Annotated in this window: 18 protein-coding genes, 1 tRNA gene and 1 pseudogene; 10 read left to right on the forward strand and 10 right to left on the reverse strand. The window is 71.5% G+C overall.

The features are described from left to right. Window positions 1–74: 74 nt before the first annotated feature. A tRNA-Cys gene (locus SAVERM_RS26510) sits at window positions 75–146 on the reverse strand. A 305-nt stretch (window positions 147–451) separates the two neighbouring features. Here SAVERM_RS26510 and SAVERM_RS26515 point away from each other — a divergent pair. From SAVERM_RS26515 to SAVERM_RS26535, 6 genes and pseudogenes are all read left to right on the forward strand, one after another. After that, window positions 452–1906, forward strand: coding sequence for an MFS transporter (locus tag SAVERM_RS26515; RefSeq protein ID WP_010986543.1), 1455 nt, complete (start codon window positions 452–454; stop codon window positions 1904–1906). Beyond that, the gene (locus tag SAVERM_RS42810) at window positions 1876–2025 is read left to right on the forward strand and encodes a hypothetical protein (protein ID WP_154696736.1); all 150 of its coding nucleotides are present in this window, start codon (window positions 1876–1878) and stop codon (window positions 2023–2025) included. The genes SAVERM_RS26515 and SAVERM_RS42810 overlap by 31 nt, the downstream gene beginning before the upstream one ends. Before the next feature lie 193 nt (window positions 2026–2218). Beyond that, window positions 2219–4015 carry a DEAD/DEAH box helicase gene (locus SAVERM_RS26520; RefSeq protein ID WP_010986544.1) on the forward strand — a complete coding sequence of 599 codons (1797 nt, stop codon included), beginning with the start codon at window positions 2219–2221 and terminating at the stop codon, window positions 4013–4015. A gap of 433 nt (window positions 4016–4448) precedes the next feature. Beyond that, on the forward strand, window positions 4449–5090 hold the full coding sequence (locus SAVERM_RS26525; protein WP_010986545.1) for an IclR family transcriptional regulator: 642 nt from the start codon (window positions 4449–4451) through the stop codon (window positions 5088–5090). Between the two features lie 50 nt (window positions 5091–5140). Further along, window positions 5141–5377 (forward strand): annotated as a pseudogene (locus SAVERM_RS26530) (o-succinylbenzoate synthase); the annotation flags it as partial. Between the two features lie 15 nt (window positions 5378–5392). Further along, window positions 5393–6187: a S16 family serine protease gene (locus tag SAVERM_RS26535; RefSeq protein WP_010986546.1), complete on the forward strand. Its 795-nt coding sequence runs from the start codon at window positions 5393–5395 to the stop codon at window positions 6185–6187. On the opposite strand, the gene SAVERM_RS26540 is transcribed toward SAVERM_RS26535, so the two are convergent. From SAVERM_RS26540 to SAVERM_RS26570, 7 genes are read right to left on the reverse strand one after another with little or no spacing between them, the layout of a single operon-like run. Then, window positions 6184–6384 carry a hypothetical protein gene (locus tag SAVERM_RS26540; RefSeq protein ID WP_037649958.1) on the reverse strand — a complete coding sequence of 67 codons (201 nt, stop codon included), beginning with the start codon at window positions 6382–6384 and terminating at the stop codon, window positions 6184–6186. The two genes, SAVERM_RS26535 and SAVERM_RS26540, sit on opposite strands and share 4 nt — an antisense overlap. Window positions 6385–6398: 14 nt before the next feature. Further along, the gene (locus SAVERM_RS26545; RefSeq protein WP_037649891.1) at window positions 6399–7001 is read right to left on the reverse strand and encodes an ArsR/SmtB family transcription factor; all 603 of its coding nucleotides are present in this window, start codon (window positions 6999–7001) and stop codon (window positions 6399–6401) included. Window positions 7002–7052: 51 nt separating this feature from the next. Next, the gene (locus SAVERM_RS26550) at window positions 7053–8015 is read right to left on the reverse strand and encodes a glycine betaine ABC transporter substrate-binding protein (protein WP_010986548.1); all 963 of its coding nucleotides are present in this window, start codon (window positions 8013–8015) and stop codon (window positions 7053–7055) included. Beyond that, window positions 8012–8842 (reverse strand): ABC transporter permease, encoded by an 831-nt coding sequence (locus tag SAVERM_RS26555; protein ID WP_010986549.1) that lies wholly within the window; start codon window positions 8840–8842, stop codon window positions 8012–8014. Before SAVERM_RS26555 ends, SAVERM_RS26550 begins: the two co-directional genes overlap by 4 nt. Beyond that, entirely contained in the window at window positions 8839–10152 is a 1314-nt protein-coding gene (locus SAVERM_RS26560; protein ID WP_010986550.1) for a betaine/proline/choline family ABC transporter ATP-binding protein, read from the reverse strand. Before SAVERM_RS26560 ends, SAVERM_RS26555 begins: the two co-directional genes overlap by 4 nt. Continuing rightward, window positions 10145–10792: an ABC transporter permease gene (locus SAVERM_RS26565; protein WP_010986551.1), complete on the reverse strand. Its 648-nt coding sequence runs from the start codon at window positions 10790–10792 to the stop codon at window positions 10145–10147. Before SAVERM_RS26565 ends, SAVERM_RS26560 begins: the two co-directional genes overlap by 8 nt. 23 nt (window positions 10793–10815) lie before the next feature. Next, window positions 10816–11298 (reverse strand): Lrp/AsnC family transcriptional regulator, encoded by a 483-nt coding sequence (locus SAVERM_RS26570; protein WP_037649890.1) that lies wholly within the window; start codon window positions 11296–11298, stop codon window positions 10816–10818. Between the two features lie 122 nt (window positions 11299–11420). On the opposite strand from SAVERM_RS26570, the gene hppD reads away from it, so the two are divergent. Beyond that, window positions 11421–12566, forward strand: a complete 1146-nt coding sequence (gene hppD / locus SAVERM_RS26575; RefSeq protein WP_010986553.1) for a 4-hydroxyphenylpyruvate dioxygenase — start codon at window positions 11421–11423, stop codon at window positions 12564–12566. Window positions 12567–12711: 145 nt separating this feature from the next. On the opposite strand, the gene SAVERM_RS26580 is transcribed toward hppD, so the two are convergent. Next, the gene (locus SAVERM_RS26580; RefSeq protein WP_010986554.1) at window positions 12712–14301 is read right to left on the reverse strand and encodes a tetratricopeptide repeat protein; all 1590 of its coding nucleotides are present in this window, start codon (window positions 14299–14301) and stop codon (window positions 12712–12714) included. A gap of 92 nt (window positions 14302–14393) precedes the next feature. Here SAVERM_RS26580 and SAVERM_RS26585 point away from each other — a divergent pair, with 92 nt between their 5' ends. The 3 genes from SAVERM_RS26585 to SAVERM_RS26595 all read left to right on the forward strand — a co-directional run bounded on the left by SAVERM_RS26585 (window position 14394) and on the right by SAVERM_RS26595 (window position 18523). Continuing rightward, complete coding sequence (locus SAVERM_RS26585; RefSeq protein ID WP_010986555.1) at window positions 14394–15809, forward strand: FAD-binding oxidoreductase; 1416 nt, start codon at window positions 14394–14396, stop codon at window positions 15807–15809. Between the two features lie 238 nt (window positions 15810–16047). After that, window positions 16048–17658 (forward strand): RDD family protein, encoded by a 1611-nt coding sequence (locus SAVERM_RS26590; protein WP_010986556.1) that lies wholly within the window; start codon window positions 16048–16050, stop codon window positions 17656–17658. A gap of 109 nt (window positions 17659–17767) precedes the next feature. Further along, window positions 17768–18523 (forward strand): RDD family protein, encoded by a 756-nt coding sequence (locus SAVERM_RS26595; protein ID WP_037649888.1) that lies wholly within the window; start codon window positions 17768–17770, stop codon window positions 18521–18523. A gap of 179 nt (window positions 18524–18702) precedes the next feature. Here the strand turns inward: SAVERM_RS26595 and SAVERM_RS26600 are convergent, their stop codons facing one another. Next, window positions 18703–18981, reverse strand: a complete 279-nt coding sequence (locus tag SAVERM_RS26600; RefSeq protein WP_037649886.1) for a hypothetical protein — start codon at window positions 18979–18981, stop codon at window positions 18703–18705. Window positions 18982–19280 lie beyond the last annotated feature (299 nt).

The following is a 19280-nucleotide window of genomic DNA, read 5'->3' on the forward strand; positions in this document are numbered from 1 at the left end:
TCCGCCGGCGGGTCAGAGGCCCGATACGACATCGGGCCGACCACCCGCCAGTGGTCGGCCGCGACGCGGTAGGGAGGCCGTGGCGGGAATTGAACCCACGTACCTCGCTTTGCAGGCGAGTCCCTAAGCCACTCGGGCACACGGCCGTTCTCAGGTGCGGCACGGCTCACTCGTTCCGAACCTGATGGGTCGACCGTAGGGCGGGCGGGCCGTGGGGCTCAAGAGGCGCGGGGGCCCTGCAACAGGACTGCCATACGCCGTTCATGAACGACGGTCGTGCGCCGTTCATGAAGCGACGGTCGTACGGCGTTCGTGAGGCGACGGCCGTGCGGCGTTCGTCTAGGGGTGGATTCGCGGCCTTTGCTGAGCGATGGTCGTACGACCAAGGTCCTAGCCGGTCACCATCTCCCGACAGGGGTCAATCGGGTCTACGGCCCTTACTCTGACCTGCATGAGTGCCCTGGAACCCCGCGACGCCGCCGTCGCAGACACCTCCGCCGCAGACGCCTCCGCCGTCCCGCCCGCGCCCGACGGAGAAGGTGTGCTGGGGCGGTCGTACCGGGCGCTGAGCATCGGGATCGTCTCCGTCGTGCTGCTCATCGCCTTCGAGGCGACGGCGGTCGGGACGGCGATGCCGGTCGCGGCGCGTGAGCTGGACGGGGTCTCGCTGTACGCCTTCGCCTTCTCCGGGTACTTCACCACGAGCCTCTTCGGGATGGTGCTCGCCGGGCAGTGGTCCGACCGGGGCGGTCCGCTCGGCTCGCTGACCGCCGGCATCGCCGCCTTCGCCGCCGGGCTGCTGCTGTCCGGGACCGCCGGGACGATGTGGCTGTTCGTCCTGGGGCGGGCCGTGCAGGGGCTCGGCGGCGGCCTGGTGATCGTCGCGCTGTACGTGGTCGTCGGGCGGGCCTATCCGGGGCGGCTGCGGCCGGCGATCATGGCGGCGTTCGCGGCGTGCTGGGTGATCCCGTCGATCGTGGGCCCGCTGGCGTCGGGCGCGGTGACCGAACACCTGGGCTGGCGGTGGGTGTTCGTCGGCATCCCGGTGCTCGTCGTCTTTCCGCTCGCGCTCGCGCTGCCCCGGATACGGCGGCGGGCGGGCCGTCCGGCCGCCGGCGTGGCGGCACCCTTCGACGCCCACCGCATCCGCCTCGCCCTCGGTATCTCGCTGGGCGCCGCACTCCTTCAGTACGCCGCCCAGGACCTGCGCGCGCTGTCACTCGTCCCGGCCGTCGCGGGCGCCGCGCTGCTCGTTCCGGCCGCCCTCGGCCTGCTGCCCCGCGGCACCTACCGGGCGGCGCGCGGGCTGCCGTCCGTCGTGCTGCTGCGCGGGGTCGCGGCGGGGTCCTTCGTCGCCGCCGAGTCCTTCGTGCCGCTGATGCTGGTCACCCAGCGCGGGCTGTCGCCGACGCTCGCCGGGTTCTCGCTCGCGGCGGGCGGCGGCACGTGGGCGCTCGGCTCCTTCGTGCAGGCGCGGGCGCGCGTGGAGCCGTACCGGGACCGGCTGATGACGCTCGGGATGGTGCTGGTCGCCGCCGCCATCGCCGCCGCGCCCAGCGTGCTGATCGACGCGGTGCCGGTGTGGACGGTCGCCGTCGCCTGGGCGTTCGGCTGCTTCGGCATGGGGCTGGTCATCTCCTCCAGCAGCGTCCTCCTGCTCCACCTCTCCGCCCCCGAGGAGGCCGGCGCCAACTCCGCCGCGCTACAGATCTCCGACGGCCTGTCCAACGTGCTCCTGCTGTCCGCGGGCGGTGCCGCCTTCGCGGCGCTGGGCGGCGGTACCGTCACCGATGCCGCCACGGCGGCGTCCGGCTCCCATCCCGCCGCCTTCGCCGCCGTGTTCCTGCCGATGGCGGCGGTGGCGCTGGTGGGGGCGTGGGTGACGACACGGCTGCGGGAGCGGTGATCCGCCTCGCCGATCCGGCCCGCGCCGCCCAGGTCACCACGTACCCGCTGGTCATCGGCGTGGCCTCCGGCGCGGAGGCCGGCACCGGGGTGATCGCGGGGCTGCGGAGCGTGCTGTGAGCTGGGTCCCATCGACGGGTGACCCGGCGTCTTACGCACGTTGGGACAACCGGGTCGCCGGTAGGGTGGCCCGGTTGTCATACGTAGCCGAGCCGCCTGACCCCCCTCGCCGAGCCGCCCGCCCGTCCCCCCACCGCCTTGCCCGACGCGCCGCGCGCGGCCCCTTCGATTCGACCCCTTTTCTACGGAGACCGTGACTACCACCGCCGCCAGCGCCTCCTCGCACCACCTCTCTCCCGCCTTCCCCGGCCGTGCCCCCTGGGGTACCGCCAGCAAGCTGCGTGCCTGGCAGCAAGGGGCGATGGAGAGGTACCTCCAGGAGCAGCCGCGTGACTTCCTCGCCGTCGCCACGCCCGGCGCCGGCAAGACGACCTTCGCGCTGACGCTCGCTTCCTGGCTGCTGCACCACCACGTCGTGCAGCAGGTGACCGTGGTCGCGCCGACCGAGCATCTGAAGAAGCAGTGGGCGGAGGCCGCCGCACGGGTCGGGATCAAACTCGATCCCGAGTACAGCGCGGGACCGCTCAGCAAGGAGTACGACGGCGTCGCCATCACGTACGCCGGTGTCGGGGTGCGCCCGATGCTGCACCGGAACCGGGCCGAGCAGCGCAAGACCCTCGTCATCCTCGACGAGATCCACCACGCCGGTGACTCCAAGTCGTGGGGCGAGGCCTGCCTGGAGGCCTTCGAACCGGCCACCCGCCGGCTCGCCCTCACCGGTACGCCCTTCCGGTCCGACACCAACCCCATCCCCTTCGTCACATATGAAGAGGGGAACGACGGGATCCGGCGGTCCGCCGCCGACTACACGTACGGATACGGGTCCGCCCTCGGCGACGGGGTCGTGCGGCCCGTCATCTTCCTGAGCTACAGCGGCAACATGCGGTGGCGCACCAAGGCCGGCGACGAGATCGCCGCCCGGCTCGGCGAGCCCATGACCAAGGACGCGATCAGCCAGGCCTGGCGTACGGCACTGGATCCGCGCGGCGAGTGGATGCCCAGCGTGCTGCGCGCCGCCGACCGCCGGCTCACCGAGGTCCGCAAGGCCATCCCGGACGCCGGCGCCCTCGTCATCGCCTCCGACCAGGAATCGGCCCGCGCCTACGCCAAGCTGATCCGCGAGATCACCGGGACCAAGGCGACCCTCGTCCTGTCCGACGACACCGGCGCCTCGAGCCGCATCGACGAGTTCAGCCACAGCGACGACCGCTGGATGGTCGCCGTCCGCATGGTGTCCGAGGGCGTCGACGTGCCCCGGCTCGCCGTCGGGGTGTACGCCACCACCATCTCCACCCCCCTCTTCTTCGCGCAGGCCGTCGGCCGTTTCGTACGGTCCCGGCGCCGCGGCGAGACCGCCTCCGTCTTCCTCCCCACCGTCCCCGACCTCCTCACCTTCGCCAACGAGATGGAGGTCGAGCGCGACCACGCCCTCGACAAGCCCAAGAAGGAGGGCGAGGAGGACCCGTACGCCGAGTCCGAGAAGGAGATGGAGGAGGCGAACCGGGAGGAGGACGAGGACACCGGGGAGCAGGAACAGTTCTCCTTCGAGGCGCTGGAGTCCGAGGCCGTCTTCGACCGGGTCCTCTACGACGGTGCCGAATTCGGCATGCAGGCCCACCCGGGGAGCGAGGAGGAGCAGGACTACCTGGGAATTCCGGGGCTGCTGGAGCCCGACCAGGTGCAACTCCTGCTCCAGAAGCGGCAGGCCCGGCAGATCGCGCACAGCCGCAAGAAGCCGGACGAGGAGGCCGACCTCGTCGAACTCCCCGCCGAACGGCGTCCCGTCGTCACGCACAAGGAGCTGCTGGAGCTCCGGAAGCAGCTCAACACGATGGTGGGCGCGTACGTGCACCAGAGCGGCAAGCCGCACGGAGTGATCCACACCGAGCTGCGGCGCGTGTGCGGCGGCCCGCCGAGCGCGGAGGCGACGGCGGGGCAGCTGCGGCAGCGGATCGCCAAGGTGCAGGAGTGGGCCACCCGGATGCGCTGACCTGCCTGGGCCCCGGATGCGGTGACCGGTCCGGGGAGTCCGGTCCGGGTAGTCCGGTCTGGGTAGTCCGGTCCGGAAGGACCAGGATCCCCATGAGGTACCGCAGAGCGGACGCCCGCGTGTGCGCTGTGTGTGAGAGTGGTGTACGCCGGGTGGTGAGCGCTGGGCGTATCGGGGCAAACACAAGTAGTACGTACCGGTCGGTGACCGGATTCTGGACGGAGCCTTCCGCTGAGCGAACCGGCTCGCTACTGTCCCGCTACGCACACGCCCCGTGGCAGCGCCGCCGCGGAGCGCAGCCGTGAAGCGACTGAGCCCGGGAGGAACCCGGGCCGCCAGCCATCGGCGGCCTCTGAAGCGCGTCGCTGACGGGACTCGGCGATGCATCCGCCGCGAGGAGGCCTGCCGACCTCACCACGAAGGAGTGGGCGTCGTGACCGCGGAGACCTCCCAGACGCTCGACCGGGGCCTCAGGGTCCTCAAGTTGCTCGCCGACACGGATCACGGGCTGACCGTCACCGAGCTTTCCAACAAACTCGGCGTGAACCGGACCGTTGTGTACCGGTTGCTCGCCACGCTGGAACAGCACGCTCTCGTACGCCGTGATCTGGGCGGCCGTGCCCGGGTCGGGCTGGGAGTGCTGCGGCTCGGCCGCCAGGTGCATCCGCTGGTGCGCGAGGCGGCACTGCCCGCACTGCGTGCGCTGGCCGAAGACATAGGGGCCACGGCCCATCTCACCCTCGTGGACGGGACGGAGGCGCTTGCCGTCGCCGTGGTCGAGCCGACGTGGACGGACTACCACGTGGCGTATCGCGCCGGGTTCCGGCATCCGCTGGACCGCGGGGCCGCCGGACGGGCGATACTCGCCGCCCGGCAGGCGCCGGTCACCGAGCCCGGATACACCCTGACGCACGGGGAACTGGAGGCGGGGGCGAGCGGTGCCGCGGCGCCGCTCCTCGGTGTGACCGGGGTCGAGGGCAGCGTCGGCGTCGTCATGCTCGTGGACGCCGTGCCGGAGAGGGTGGGGCCGCGGGTCGTGGACGCGGCCCGGGAAGTGGCCGAGGCGCTGCGCTGACGGTCGCCGAAGAAGAGCGCAGTCGGTCGCTCAGGAGCGGCGTGATCTTGGGCATCGGGCGGGCGCCGAACCTCGCCCTCGCCGCCCTGCCCGGCTTCACCCTGCCCGGGGACACCTCCGCCTGCAGCCGGTACTTCGCCGAGGACCTCACCGAACCGTTCGTCCTTCAGGACGGCCATCCGCCCGTGCCGCGTACGCCGGGCATCGGCACCGAGCCGCCGCCGGACGCGCTGCGGCGCTTCACGAGCGCCCGCCGCGACCTGTACGGAGGTGCCGCGGGGCGGTGACGTTAGATTGATCCCGTGCTCTCTCGCCTCTCTCGCCTCTCGCGTCCCAAGGCCGTCGCCGTCTGCGCCGTCCCCGTCGTGGCGCTGCTCGCCACGGCGGTGTTCGCGCCGCTGCCGTTCTCCGTGGCGCAGCCCGGCATGACGGCGAACGTCCTCGGAGAGAACCAGGGCGACGCGGTGATCACGATCAGCGGCGCGGCGACCCGGAAGACGACCGGGCAGCTGCGGATGACGACGATCGAGGCGACGGGCCCGGACGCCGACGTGTTTCTCGGCGATGTGCTGGACGGGTGGTTCCGTACGGACCGGGCGGTGATGCCGCGCGACTCGGTCTACCCGAGCGGGAACAGCGTCAAGGAGATCGAGCAGCACAACGCGGCGGAGATGCAGCAGTCGCAGGACACGGCCGCCCAGGCGGCGCTGTCCTACCTGAACGAGAAGAACGTGAAGGTCACGCTCAAGCTGGCCGACGTCGGCGGCCCCAGCGCGGGACTGCTGTTCTCCCTCGGGATCATCGACAAGCTGGACGGCGACGGCAGCGGCGGCGATCTCACGGGCGGCCGCACCATCGCGGGTACGGGCACGATCGACGCGAACGGAAAGGTCGGCGCGGTCGGCGGGGTCGCCCTGAAGACCCAGGCCGCCCGGCGTGACGGGGCGACGGTCTTCCTGGTGCCGAAGGCGGAGTGCGCGGACGCGAAGTCGGAACTGCCGAAGGGCCTGCGACTGGTTCCGGTGACCACGCTGAAGGGCGCGGTCGACGCCCTGACGAACCTGGAGAAGGGGAAGGACTCGGTCCCCGCCTGCTAGTGGGCCGGTGTCACCGTCATCCGGGGTGCGGAGGCGATGCGCAGGCCGACCTCGACTAGGGTCCAGCCGAGTCGGGCGCGCAGATTCCGGGGCTGACGGGCTTGATGGGCCTCGGTGGCGAGCCGGTGCGCTTCGGCCTCGGCCCGCAGTTCGGCGGCGCGGGTGTGGTGCAGGGCCAGGTGCGTGACAGGGTCGATCATCGGAGTGCCTTTCAGTTCGTGGTGAAGGGGAAGGCGTGCGTGTGGATGCGCACCTGCTCGGCGTCGGGGGTGCCCTCGGCGGGAGCCAGCGCGCGGTAACTCTCGACCAGGTCGTGCATCTCGCGGATCAGTTCGCGGGCGAGGTCGGGTGTCAGCCGTAGCGTCATGTCGCTCATGTCGGTGGCCCTGATCCACTGCCGGGACCAGTCGTTGCGGGTGCCCAGCCAGGTCGACAGCTCCCTGGCGTGTGTCGTCGCGACCTCATGCAGGAACACGTCGGCGGCGCCGCGCACGGCCGGGTCGGGGTCCTTGAGCAGCGCGTCGTCGAAGTCCAGGCCCTCGTCGGCCGCCTTCCACCAGCGCTCCCGCCCCTTGCCGTGCTCGGGGGCGTCCACGACGAAGCCGTGGGCGGCGAGCTGTCGCAGGTGATAGCTGGTCGCCCCGCTGGACTCGCCGAGGCGCTCGGCGAGCTGCGACGCGGTGGCCGGCCCTCGCTGCCGCAACGCGCTCAGCAGCTGCATACGCAGGGGGTGGGCGAGGCCGCGCAGTGAGCGGGCGTCGAGGGTGCGGTACTGCTGCTGCGGCTTCTGAGGCCGTTCCTGCTCCTCCGTCATGCGTACAAAGATAGCGTTGCAAAGACTCTGTTGCAACGGGTTCTTTGCAAGTCACCCTCCCTTGACGAACCCCTCCTCCTTCATCCAGTCCAACGCCACCTGGTGCGGGTCCTGTCCGTCCACGTCCACCTTGGCGTTCAGGTCCTGGGCCACCGTGTTGTCGAGTTTCCTCGTGACGGGGTCGAGGACCTCGGCGATCGCCGGATACTTCTTCAGCGCCTTCGTGTTGATCTCGGGCGCCACGTTGTAGTTGGGGAAGAACTTCTTGTCGTCCCGCATCACCACCAGGTTCATCGACTTGATGCGCCCGTCGGTGGTGAACACCTCCCCGTACGTGCAACTCCCCTTCGCCACCTGGGTGTAGATGATCCCGGTGTCCATCTGCGTGATGTCGGCCGCGGGCAGCTTCATGCCGTACGCCTTCTCCATGCCCGGCAGTCCGTCCGCGCGGTTGGCGAACTCGCTCTCCACGCACAGCGTGACGGCCTTCGGGTCCCGCTTGGCGAGCGCCGCCACGTCGGACAGCGTCTTCGTGCCGTACTTCTTGAAGTTGGCCTGGTTCATGGCGAGCGCGTACGTATTGTTGAGGGTGGACGGCGCCAGCCAGGTCACCCCGTTCTTCAGGTCCGCGTCACGCACCGCCTGCCACTGCTTCAGCGGGTCGGTGATGGGCTCGCTGTTGCCCAGGTACGTGATCCAGGCGGTGCCCGTGTACTCGTACATGCCGTCCGCGTCCCCGTTCTTGACCGCCTCGCGCGCGCCGACGGACCCCTGGATCCCGGTGCGGTCGAGGACGTCCGCGCCGGCCGCCTGGAACGCGATGCCCATGATCGCGCCGAGAATCAGCTGCTCGGTGAACTCCTTCGACGTGACCGTGAGATGCGCGCCCTTCAATGGCTCGCCCTTGCCGATCGAGCCGGGCCTGACGTCGTCGACCATCGGGGAGCCGCTGGTCAGCCCGCAGCCGGCGGCGGCCACCAGAACCCCGGCCAGCAGCAGACACCCGCGCCTCATGTCTCCACCTCCAGCCCGCGCGGCCGCAGCAGCACTTCCGCCAGCGAGGCGAGCCAGTCGACCAGCAGGGCCAGCGAGACCGTGAGGATCGACCCGAGGACCAGTACCGGCATCCGCTGGTTCGTGATGCCGGTGGTGATCAGCACCCCGAGTCCGCCGCCTCCGCCGAAGGTGGCGAGGGTCGCCGTGCCGACGTTCAGGACGAGGGCGGTGCGTACGCCCGCGAGGATCAGCGGTACGGCCAGCGGGAGTTCGATCCGGGTGAGCACCCCCGGCGAGGACATGCCGATGCCGCGCGCCGCCTCCAGGACCGTGGGATCGTTCGCCTTCAGACCGGCGATCGTGTTGGCCAGGACCGGCAGGATCGCGTAGATGATGATGCCGATCAGGGCCGCCTTCTGGCCGGTGCCCAGCCAGATCACCAGCAGCGCCAGCAGACCGATGGCGGGGGTCGCCTGCCCCATGTTCGCGATGGTCATCGCGATCGGGGTCGCCTTGCGGAAGGCCCTGCGGGTGAGCAGGATGCCCAGCGGGATCGCGATGATCAGCACGAAGAACGTGGAGATCGCGGTGAGCTGGATGTGCTGCCACAGGGCCTTCGACACCTGCCCGTTCGACAGCGCGTTCTCGGAGAGCGGGTCCAGGCGCGCCTGCTGGAACCACACCCAGGTGGCGAGCAGCAAGGCCGTGAGGACGGTGGGCAGAACGGTGAGCTTCTGCCAGGTGAGCCGAGCGGTGCGGGGCTTTGCCGGGGGAGCCGGAGCGGCCTCGGCTCCGTCCTCCTCCCGCCGCGCGGTCCCGTCCTCGTCCAGCCGGGGAGTCGTCACGCCTTCTCCTCCCCGGCGTCGACGCCCTCCTGCTCCGCGTGCGTCTGCTGGGCCCGTGCCTCCTCCAGCTCGTGCTGGTGCTCCATCGCGTCGAGCCGGTCGGCCTCCAGCATCTCGTGCACGGAGTTGATGAGCGTCTCCATGTCCACCACGCCCGTGTACTCCCCGCGCCGCCCGGTCACCGCGACCCGCCCCGCGTTGTCCGTGAGCACCGCCTCCAGGGCGTCCCGCAGCGTGGCGTCCCTGGTCACCGTGTCGGACACCAGGGTGCCCGCGCGGGCCAGCGACCCTTTGGCGCGCATGAGGTCACCGCGCCTGAGCCACTTGTACGGGCGGCGCCGCCGGTCGAGCAGCAGGATCTCGTTCGTACCGGACGACCGGAGCTTGCCGAAGATCTCCTGGAGCGGATCGTCGACGGTCACGGCCGGGTAGTCGTGGATCTCCACGTCCCGTACGCGGGTGAGGTTCAGCCGCTTCAGCGCGGCGCCCGCACCCACGAACCCGGACACGAAGTCGTCGGCGGGGTTGGTGAGGATCGCCTCCGGGGTGTCGAACTGGGCGATGTGCGACCGTTCGCGCAGGACGGCGATCCGGTCGCCCAGTTTGATCGCCTCGTCGAAGTCGTGGGTGACGAAGACGATCGTCTTGTGCAGCTCGTACTGGAGGCGGATCAGCTCGTCCTGGAGGTGATCGCGGGTGATCGGGTCCACCGCGCCGAACGGCTCGTCCATCAGCAGCACCGGCGGATCGGCCGCGAGCGCCCGCGCCACCCCCACGCGTTGCTGCTGGCCGCCGGAGAGCTGACGTGGATAGCGCCCGTGGAACTCCGCCGGGTCGAGGCCGACCAGGTCCAGCATCTCCTCGACCCGCGCCTTGATCCGCGAGCCCGGCCAGCCGGCCATCTTCGGAACGAGCGCGATGTTCTGGGCGACCGTCATGTGCGGGAACAGCCCGGAGGACTGGATCGCGTACCCGATCTTGCGGCGCAGCTTCACCGGGTCCATGTCGGTGACGTCCTCGCCGCCGATGCGGATGCGGCCGCCGGTCGGTTCGATCAGCCGGTTGATCATTTTGAGGGTCGTGGACTTCCCGCACCCCGAAGGGCCCACGAAGACGACCAGCTCGCCGGCCTTGATGTGCATGTTGACGCTGTCCACCGCGGGCTCGTGGCTGCCCGGATAGCGCTTGGTCAGGTTCTCCAGCTCGATGGTGGCGCCGGAGGTCGGGGCCGGGGCCCCGGTGGCCGGGGCGCCGGCGGTCGGACCCTCGTCGGCAGGGGTTTCGGTGGACGTCCCGGACACGTCAGGCACGGATCCCCCTCGGGATGGTCAGCCGTCCGATGAGGACGTACGCGGCATCGAACAGCAGTGCGAGGATGATGATCCCGATCGTGCCGGCGAGCACCTGGTTGAGCGCGTTCTTGCTGCCCAGGGAGGCGAGGCCGCGGAAGATCTCGTTGCCGAGCCCGGGTCCCGAGGCGTACGCGGCGATGGCGGCGATGCCCATCAGCATCTGCGTGGAGACCCGGATCCCGGTGAGGACCGGCGGCCAGGCGAGCGGCAGCTCGACCCGCAGCAGCCGGGCGGCACGGGACATGCCGATGCCCGTCGCCGCGTCGACCAGCGACGGATCGACCCCGCGCAGGCCCACGATCGCGTTGCGGACGATCGGCAGCAGCCCGTACAGCGTGAGCGCGATGACGGTCGGCGGGACGCCGAGACCCACGACCGGGATCAGCAGACCGATCATGGCGAGCGACGGCATGGTCAGAATGGTCGACGTGGTCGTGGTCGCCAGGTTTCCGGCCCATTCGCTGCGATAAGTGACGACGCCGACCACCACACCGATGGCGGTCGCGACGACCATGCACTGGAAGACGGCGCTGGCGTGCTGGTAGGCATCCGTGAGCAACTGTTGGCGGTGGCTGCCGAGGTACTCCAGGAAGTTCACACGCTGTCACCCCAGAAGCTCGGTCACTCCCGTCGGTCGCGGTCCTCCGCGGCCTGCTCCACCAGCGGGATGATCCGCAGCGGAACGGGGTTCTCCATGACGATCGCCGTGGCGGCCCGGACGATGCCATCAAAGCCGACAACCCGGTCGATCACACGCTGGAGATCGGCGTTCGAGCGGGCCACCAGCCGGCACAGCATGTCGCCGCTGCCCGTGGTCGTATGCAGCTCCAGCACCTCCGGCACGGTCGTCAAGTGCGCCCGTACGTCGGGCCCTTGCCCCTGCCGGATCTCGAGCGTCGCGAAGGCCGTCACCGGATATCCGAGCGCCGCCGGGTCCACCTGCGGTCCGAAGCCGCGGATGACTCCATTCGACTGAAGCCGGTCGAGCCGCGCCTGCACGGTGCCGCGCGCGACCCCGAGCCGCCGGGACATCTCGAGCACTCCGATGCGCGGCTCCCGCGCCAGCAGCACCAGGAGCCGGCCGTCCAGATGATCGATCGCCACGGCAGCCCCTCCAGTGGTCATCCTGTACATGCAGCCCCACGCCATGGGCGGTGCACTGAACACATTGTCCAGCGGACAAGCCAACTATTGCGCACCTTGCGGAACGGAGCGACCCTGCCGCCATGACGCAGACCACACACCACACTCCCGACACCGCCCGGCAGGCCGACCCCTTCCCGGTGAAGGGAATGGACGCGGTCGTCTTCGCCGTAGGCAACGCCAAGCAGGCCGCGCACTACTACTCCACCGCCTTCGGCATGCAGCTTGTGGCGTACTCCGGACCGGAGAACGGCAGCCGCGAGACCGCTTCGTACGTCCTCACCAACGGCTCGGCACGCTTCGTCCTCACCTCCGTCATCAAGCCCGCCACCCCCTGGGGCCACTTCCTCGCCGACCATGTGGCCGAGCACGGCGACGGCGTCGTCGACCTCGCCATCGAGGTCCCGGACGCCCGCGCCGCCCACGCGTACGCGATCGAGCACGGCGCCCGCTCGGTCGCCGAGCCGTACGAGCTGAAGGACGAGCACGGCACGGTCGTCCTCGCCGCGATCGCCACCTACGGCAAGACCCGCCACACCCTCGTCGACCGGACCGGCTACGACGGCCCCTACCTCCCCGGCTACGTGGCCGCCGCCCCGATCGTCGAACCGCCCGCCCACCGCACCTTCCAGGCCATCGACCACTGCGTCGGCAACGTCGAGCTCGGCCGGATGAACGAATGGGTCGGCTTCTACAACAAGGTCATGGGCTTCACGAACATGAAGGAGTTCGTGGGCGACGACATCGCGACCGAGTACTCGGCGCTGATGTCGAAGGTCGTGGCCGACGGCACGCTCAAGGTCAAGTTCCCGATCAACGAGCCCGCCCTCGCCAAGAAGAAGTCCCAGATCGACGAGTACCTGGAGTTCTACGGCGGCGCGGGCGTCCAGCACATCGCGCTGAACACGGGTGACATCGTCGAGACGGTACGCACGATGCGCGCCGCCGGCGTCCAGTTCCTGGACACGCCCGACTCGTACTACGACACCCTCGGGGAGTGGGTGGGCGACACCCGCGTCCCCGTCGACACCCTGCGCGAGCTGAAGATCCTCGCGGACCGCGACGAGGACGGCTATCTGCTCCAGATCTTCACCAAGCCGGTCCAGGACCGCCCGACGGTCTTCTTCGAGATCATCGAACGCCACGGCTCGATGGGATTCGGCAAGGGCAACTTCAAGGCCCTGTTCGAGGCGATCGAGCGGGAGCAGGAGAAGCGGGGCAACCTGTAGGCGGCGCGGCCCGGGACGCCCGGGAGGAGCTGGCGGCGCCGGTCACCCGCAACGCCCTGATCGGCACGGCCGCGGTCTGACTCCGGCCGGCACCGAGGGGGCTGCCGCGGGTTCGGCACCGCCGGCCCGTCGGCGGCCCCCGGGCTCAGCGGGCCTCCGGCTCCTGCGGAACCGGCGTCGACGCGCCCGGGGGCGGCACCTGCTCCGTCTGCGCGGGATCCACCGACTCCGCGGCCTCCGGCGTCTGCGCGGCCTCCGCGGCCTCGGCGGCCTCGGCCTCAGCGGCCTCCACTTCCTCGTCACCCGGCAGCCCCTCCGCGGGCGGCTCCCCGAGTTCGGCTAGTGTCTCCTTCGCCATCGGAGCGAACCAGGGCGAGAAGTGAGGGTTGATCCGCAGCGCCTCGGCCAGATGGCGCCGCGCCGGTGCCAGCTGGTCGAGCGCCCGTTCGATCTCGCCGCGGTGGTACGCGTACAGGGCGCTGCGCACCCCGCCCCCGTGCTCCTTGTCCATCGCCTTCGTGGCGAAGCCGAGCGCCTCCTGGTCCTGCCCCGCCCGGTGCAGCGCCCACCCCAGCGCGTCCGCCACCCGGATGCTCGGCTGCCGCTTCCACTCCTCCCGCAACTCCCGTACCGCCACCTCCGCATCCCCGTGGTCGGCCTCGAACTGCCCGACCACCAGGCGGTTGTTCACGCCGCCCGCCGCGTCCTGCCGCACCCGCTCCCGCACCAGGTAGTACTGCACCTGCGCCGCACCCCCGAGCCCCTGCGACTCGTACAGCTCGCCCAGCTCCACCGCGTACGCGGCCAACGGCTGCTTCGCGAGAGCGGCCCGGTACGCGTTCACCGCGTCCGACGTCCGCCCCAGCGCGGCCAGCGCCCGCCCCTGCCCGGCCAGCGCCGCGTGCCGGTCGGGATCCGTCCGCAACGCCGTCTCGAAGTACCGCAGCGCCTGCTCCGGCTCCCCGCGCTCCCACGCCAGCTCGCCCGCCTGCTGCCAGTACACGGCCTGCTCCGCCGGACTGCCCGCCCGCGCCGTCGCGTCCGCGATCGCCGCCGCCGCGTCCTCGCGCCAGCCCCGCGCCCGGTACACCTGAGCGGCCCGCGCCGCCGCCGCCGGCCCCGCGCGCAGGCCGAGCAGCTTGTCCAGCGTCTTCCCCGTGGCCTTGTAGTCGCCGAGGCCGTCGTACGCGTCGATCAGCTGCGCGTACGCCGGCCACTGCTTCGGCGCCATCTTCACCGCCGCCTCCCCCCACTGCTTCGCCTCGCGGTAGTCCCCGCGCGCGTTCGCCAGCGCGGCGAGAGCGCCCAGCGCCTCGGCGTTCCGGCGCGGCGCCACGTTCAGTGACGTACGCAGCGCCTCCTCGGCCTTCGGGAAGTACGCGGCGTCGGCCGTCCCCTTCCCCTGCGCGACGTACGCGGCCCCGAGCACCGCCCACGACCGCGCGTCCCGCGGATGGGCCCGCAGATGTGTCTCGTGATCCGTGACGAGCGCCGCCAGCGCGGGCAGCGCGACGGGCACCCCGGCCCCCACGGCCGCCTTCGCCTGCGCCACCGGCCCCGCCATCGGGCCCGCCGCAGGCGCCGGCGGCGCCGCGGGTTCCCGCCCGGCCGGCGGCAGCAGCATCAGCACCCCGCCGAGGACGAAACACCCGGTGATCGCGCCGATCAGGGCACGCCTGGCAACAGGGGACAGGCCCCGCTCGGAGGGCAACGGCTGTTGCTGTTCGATCTCCATGCCGCTCACTGTGCGTCAATACGAAGACCACATCCCGGGACACGAAGAGCACCGCGGACGGGGTTCACACCGATGGCCCCGGGTGCGAACCTGTGATCATGAGCCGTAGCGAAACGTCGCCCGACGAAGATCCACCAGCGACCGGCAACCTCGTGGACCGCCTGCTGAGCGGTCTGCCCGCAGAGGCCCTCCTCACCGACCCGGACGTCACGGCCTCCTACGCGAACGACATGGCGAGCTTCTGCGCGGCGGGCACCCCGGCCGTCGTGGTCCTGCCCCGCACGGTGGAACAGGTCCAGCACGTCATGCGCACCGCCACCGAGCTGCGCGTCCCGGTCGTCCCGCAAGGCGCCCGCACCGGCCTGTCGGGCGCCGCCAACGCCTCGGACGGCTGCATCGTGCTGTCCCTCACCAAGATGGACCACATCCTCGAGATCAGTCCCGTCGACCGGATCGCCGTCGTCGAACCGGGCGTGATCAACGCGACGCTCTCCCGCGCCGTGGGCGAACACGGCCTGTACTACCCGCCGGACCCGTCGAGCTGGGAGATGTGCACCATCGGCGGCAACATCGGCACGGCCTCCGGCGGCCTGTGCTGCGTGAAGTACGGGGTGACCGCCGAGTACGTCCTCGGCCTGGACGTCGTCCTGGCGGACGGGCGGCTGATGAGCACCGGCCGCCGTACCGCGAAGGGCGTCGCCGGGTACGACCTCACCCGCCTCTTCGTCGGCTCCGAGGGCTCCCTCGGCATCGTCGTACGGGCCACCCTGGCACTGAGGCCGCAGCCGCCCCAGCAGCTGGTGCTGGCCGCCGAGTTCGCGTCGACCGCCGCCGCCTGCGACGCGGTCTGCCGGATCATGGCGGGCGGACACGTACCGTCCCTCCTCGAACTGATGGACCGTACGACAGTGAAGGCCGTCAACGCCATGGCGCACATGGGCCTCCCCGAGACCACCGAGGCGCTGCTGCTCGCCGCCTTCGACACCCTCGACCCGGCCGCCGACCTCGCCGCGGTCGGCGCGCTCTGCGAGGCCGCGGGCGCCACCCAGGTCGTCCCCGCCGACGACGCCGCCGAGTCCGAACTCCTGCTCCAGGCGCGGCGGTTGTCCCTCACCGCACTCGAAGCGGTCAAGGGCACGACGATGATCGACGACGTGTGCGTACCACGCTCGCGGCTCGGGGCCATGCTCGAGGGCGTCGAGCGGATCGCCGAGAAGTACGCCCTGACCATCGGGGTCTGCGCCCACGCGGGCGACGGCAACACGCACCCCACCGTCTGCTTCGACGCCGCCGACCCCGAGGAGTCCCGGCGCGCCCGCGAGTCCTTCGACGAGATCATGGCCCTCGGCCTGGAGCTCGGCGGCACGATCACCGGGGAGCACGGCGTGGGCGTCCTGAAGAAGGAGTGGCTGGCCCGCGAGATCGGCCCGGTGGGAGTGGAGATGCAGCGGGCGATCAAGACGACGTTCGACCCGCTGGGCATCCTCAACCCGGGCAAGCTGTTCTGACCCCGTACGGGTGAGAGTGCGAAAGCCCCCGGATCCAGCGCACGGGTTCGGAGAACTTTCTTTCGGATGGGTTCCGGGTCGGGGCCGAATGGGTTCCGAGTCGGTACCGGTCGTGTGAAGGACGGGTGCGGTGTCGCCCGGAAAGGGGGGCGTGCGGCCGGAGCCGCCCGGGGTTGTGCGCGGGTCTGATAGATGTGTATGCCCAACACGACCCCCGAGCAGATACGGGACGACGGACATGAGCGCCCCAACCCCGGCCCCCGGTGACGACAGGCCCCGCGAAGGGTATTACCCGGACCCGTCCATTCCTGGATATGTCCGTTACTGGAACGGCACCGCCTGGGTGCCGGGTTCGAGCCGTCCGGCGCCGTCGGACGGCGAACCGCTCGCGCCCCCGCCCGGCGCGCGGCACGCCCCGGCCTCCGTCGAGGAGACCGGGCCGCACTTCTTCGACGAGGACCCCGAGCCCGCCGCCGACTCCCGGCGGGTGAGCCCGGCCGAGGCCCAGCACGGCAGCAGGCCCGAGCCCGCCTCCGCCTGGGGCGCCGAGCGCGCCCGGCAGACCGGCTTCGGCGGCGACCCGGACCGCCGGGTCTCCTGGGGCGCGCCGCAGGGCGCCGACCCGCGCGTCCCGCGGGCCGCGGACCCGGCCGACGCGGCGCCCCGCCCCGACGGCCGGGCGGGACACCCGGACGGCACCGCACGTACGGACGGGACGGCGACGATTCCGCCCGCGGAAGCCGATGGTTCCGGTTCCGCGCAGCCGCCGGCCTCCGCCGGCACGGTGGTCTTCCGGCGGCCCGGCCACGGCGACGGTGACGCGGGCCCGCGTGACACCTCCGGCCACCAGGGCACCGGCCCCGCCGAGGGCACCATGACGTTCCGCGCGCGGTCCCCGCGCACGGGGGAGCAGGACGGGAGCACGCCGCCGGCCGCCGCCGAACAGCCCTTCGCCGCGTCCCCGCCGAGCGCTCAGGCCGCGGCACGGCAGGCCCTGGGCCTGGACCCCGAGGCGCCGCCCGCAGGCCCGCAGCAGGCCGGACCGCCCCCGCAGCGGGCCGCCTCGGCCCCGCGCCCGGGCGGCCCCCAGCCGTCCGCGCCGCAGCCCGCGCTGCCGCCGCAGCAGGCCGGCTCCCACTCCCAGCAACCCGCCGGCTCCCTCTCCCCGCAGCCGTCTCCCACCGTCCCGCCACAGGCCGGCGGCGGGGCCTTCTCGGCGACGCCCATGACGAGTGGCGACGGTGGCGGCCAGCCCTCCTGGGCGCAGCAGGTGCACCGACTGGCGGGGCCCGAGGGCGAGCAGCCCGTCGCCCCGTGGAAGCCGCCGGTCGACGACATCTTCCAGGCGGCCGCACGCGCCCACGCGGCGGCGCGGCCCGCCGGGCTCGGCAAGCGGCTGGCGGCACGGCTGGTGGACACCCTGGTCCTGGCGACGGTCACGGGCGTGGCCGCGGTACCGCTCGGCACCAAGGCGATCGACCACATCAACGACAAGGTCGACGCGGCCAAGCTCTCCGGCGAGACCGTCACGGTCTGGCTGCTCGACGGCACGACCGCGGTCTACCTCGGCATCGTGCTGGGCGTGCTGCTCCTGTTCGGCGTCCTCTACGAGGCGCTGCCCACCGCCAAGTGGGGCCGCACGCTCGGCAAGAAGCTGTGCGGTCTGGAGGTCCGGGACATCGAGGGCCACGAACCGCCGTCCTTCGGCCTGGCCCTGCGCCGCTGGCTCGTCTACAGCGTTCCCGGACTGCTCGGCATCGGTGTCGTGGGCGTCCTGTGGTGCCTGTTCGACCGCCCCTGGCGGCAGTGCTGGCACGACAAGGCGGCCCATACGTTCGTGGCGGGATAGCCGCGGGGCGGGGCGGCGGGCGGGAGCAGTGAACCGTACGTCCCGATTCCGTACCCCGTACGGCGGCTCGCCGGATGCGCGGCCGGAGGGTTCGCGGTCGACTCGGGCCATGAGTAGCGAACCGCCGCCCCCGGGCCCCGGCCGACCGGAAGACGACCCGTTCAGGAAGCATCAGCCCCCGCCCGCCGAGGGCGGCGGCTCCCCGTACGGCAACGAGCCTCCCGGGGGCGGGCCGCACGGCAACCAGCCTCCCGGGGGCGACCCCTACGGCAACCAGCCTCCCGGGGGCTCCCCGTACGGCAACGAGCCCCCCGCGGGCGGGCCGTACGGCGGCGATCCCTACGGCGGGGGCGATCCCTACGGCGGGGGCGGTCCCTACGGCGGGGGCCCGTACGGCGGCGCCGACCCCCTCTCGGGGATGCCCCCGCTCGCCGACAGCGGCAAGCGGGTGCTCGCCAGGATCATCGACATGATCCTCGTGGGCATCGTGGTGGTGCTGCTGTCCTGGGCGTTCGGCTTCAGCCCGTACTCGCTGAACGCGGACAGGATGACGTCCGCCGGCGCGTTCGGGCGGGAGGTGATCGCCGCCGTCCTCTACATCGCGTACGACACCTTCCTGATCTCCAAGTCGGGGCAGACGCTCGGCAAGAAGCTGCTGAATCTGCGCGTCGCCAATCTCGACAACGGCGCCACGCCCTCCATGCAGACCTCCCTGATCCGCGCGGCCGTCCTGTGGATCCCGTTCGCGTTCTGCTGCGCCTGCATCTGGACCGCGATCGCGGGTGGTTGGAGCTTCTTCGACAAGCCCTACAAGCAGGGCCTGCACGACAAGGCGGCGAAGACGGTGGTGGTCAGCACCGGTTGACCGGCAGCGCGGCGGCGGCCGGCGGACAGCTCAGCGGAAACCGGCGGGTCCGTGGGAACACGGGCCCGCCGGTGCGTGTGCAGGAACCTTCCGGCAGGTCTCGGGAGCAGGAACCTTCCAAGGTCTCGGGAACAGGAACCTTCCCGCAGGTCTCGGGAACAGGAACCTTCCGGCAGGCCTCAGGAACCCGTCGGCTCGGCCCCGGCGGCGACGGAAGCTGTCTCGCGCTGGACCGGAACACGTTCTTCCGGTGTGGCCGGCCGCGAGACGACGGCGGCGGGCGCCGGCTTCGGTACGGGAACCGTCAGGGCCACGAGCAGTCCGAGGGCGAGCGCGGCGAGGGCGATCACGGCGATCCCCAGGCCCGAACTCGTCTGTGACAGCAGCAGCATGGCGAGGGTGGAGAAGATCACGGTGCAGGAACCGTAGGCGAGCTGTGCGGCGGTCGGACGAGGCATGGCCATTCCTCGGGGTGGGGGTCTCCCCCCGGGCCTCTCGCGATGGGGGAGGGTGCGGACAAGTTTTGGATGGCGCCGGGAATCTGGAAATCAAGGGGAGACAACGGTGTCGACTGGGCAATCCATCGACATTCCGACGCTCCGCCAACCGACTCTATTCGCCTGCATGCCCCATCGGAACGAGTAGTAAGCGTGACCTAACCCACGGTGCCGGTGCATAGGGGGCGCACGGAGTCATGCGGTCCACCAACTGGACACGCCGACGCGCCGGTTGGCGAACCAGGATGCCGTCCGTATAG

Source organism: Streptomyces avermitilis MA-4680 = NBRC 14893 (assembly GCF_000009765.2).
In the GTDB taxonomy this organism is placed as follows: Bacteria; Actinomycetota; Actinomycetes; order Streptomycetales; family Streptomycetaceae; genus Streptomyces; species Streptomyces avermitilis.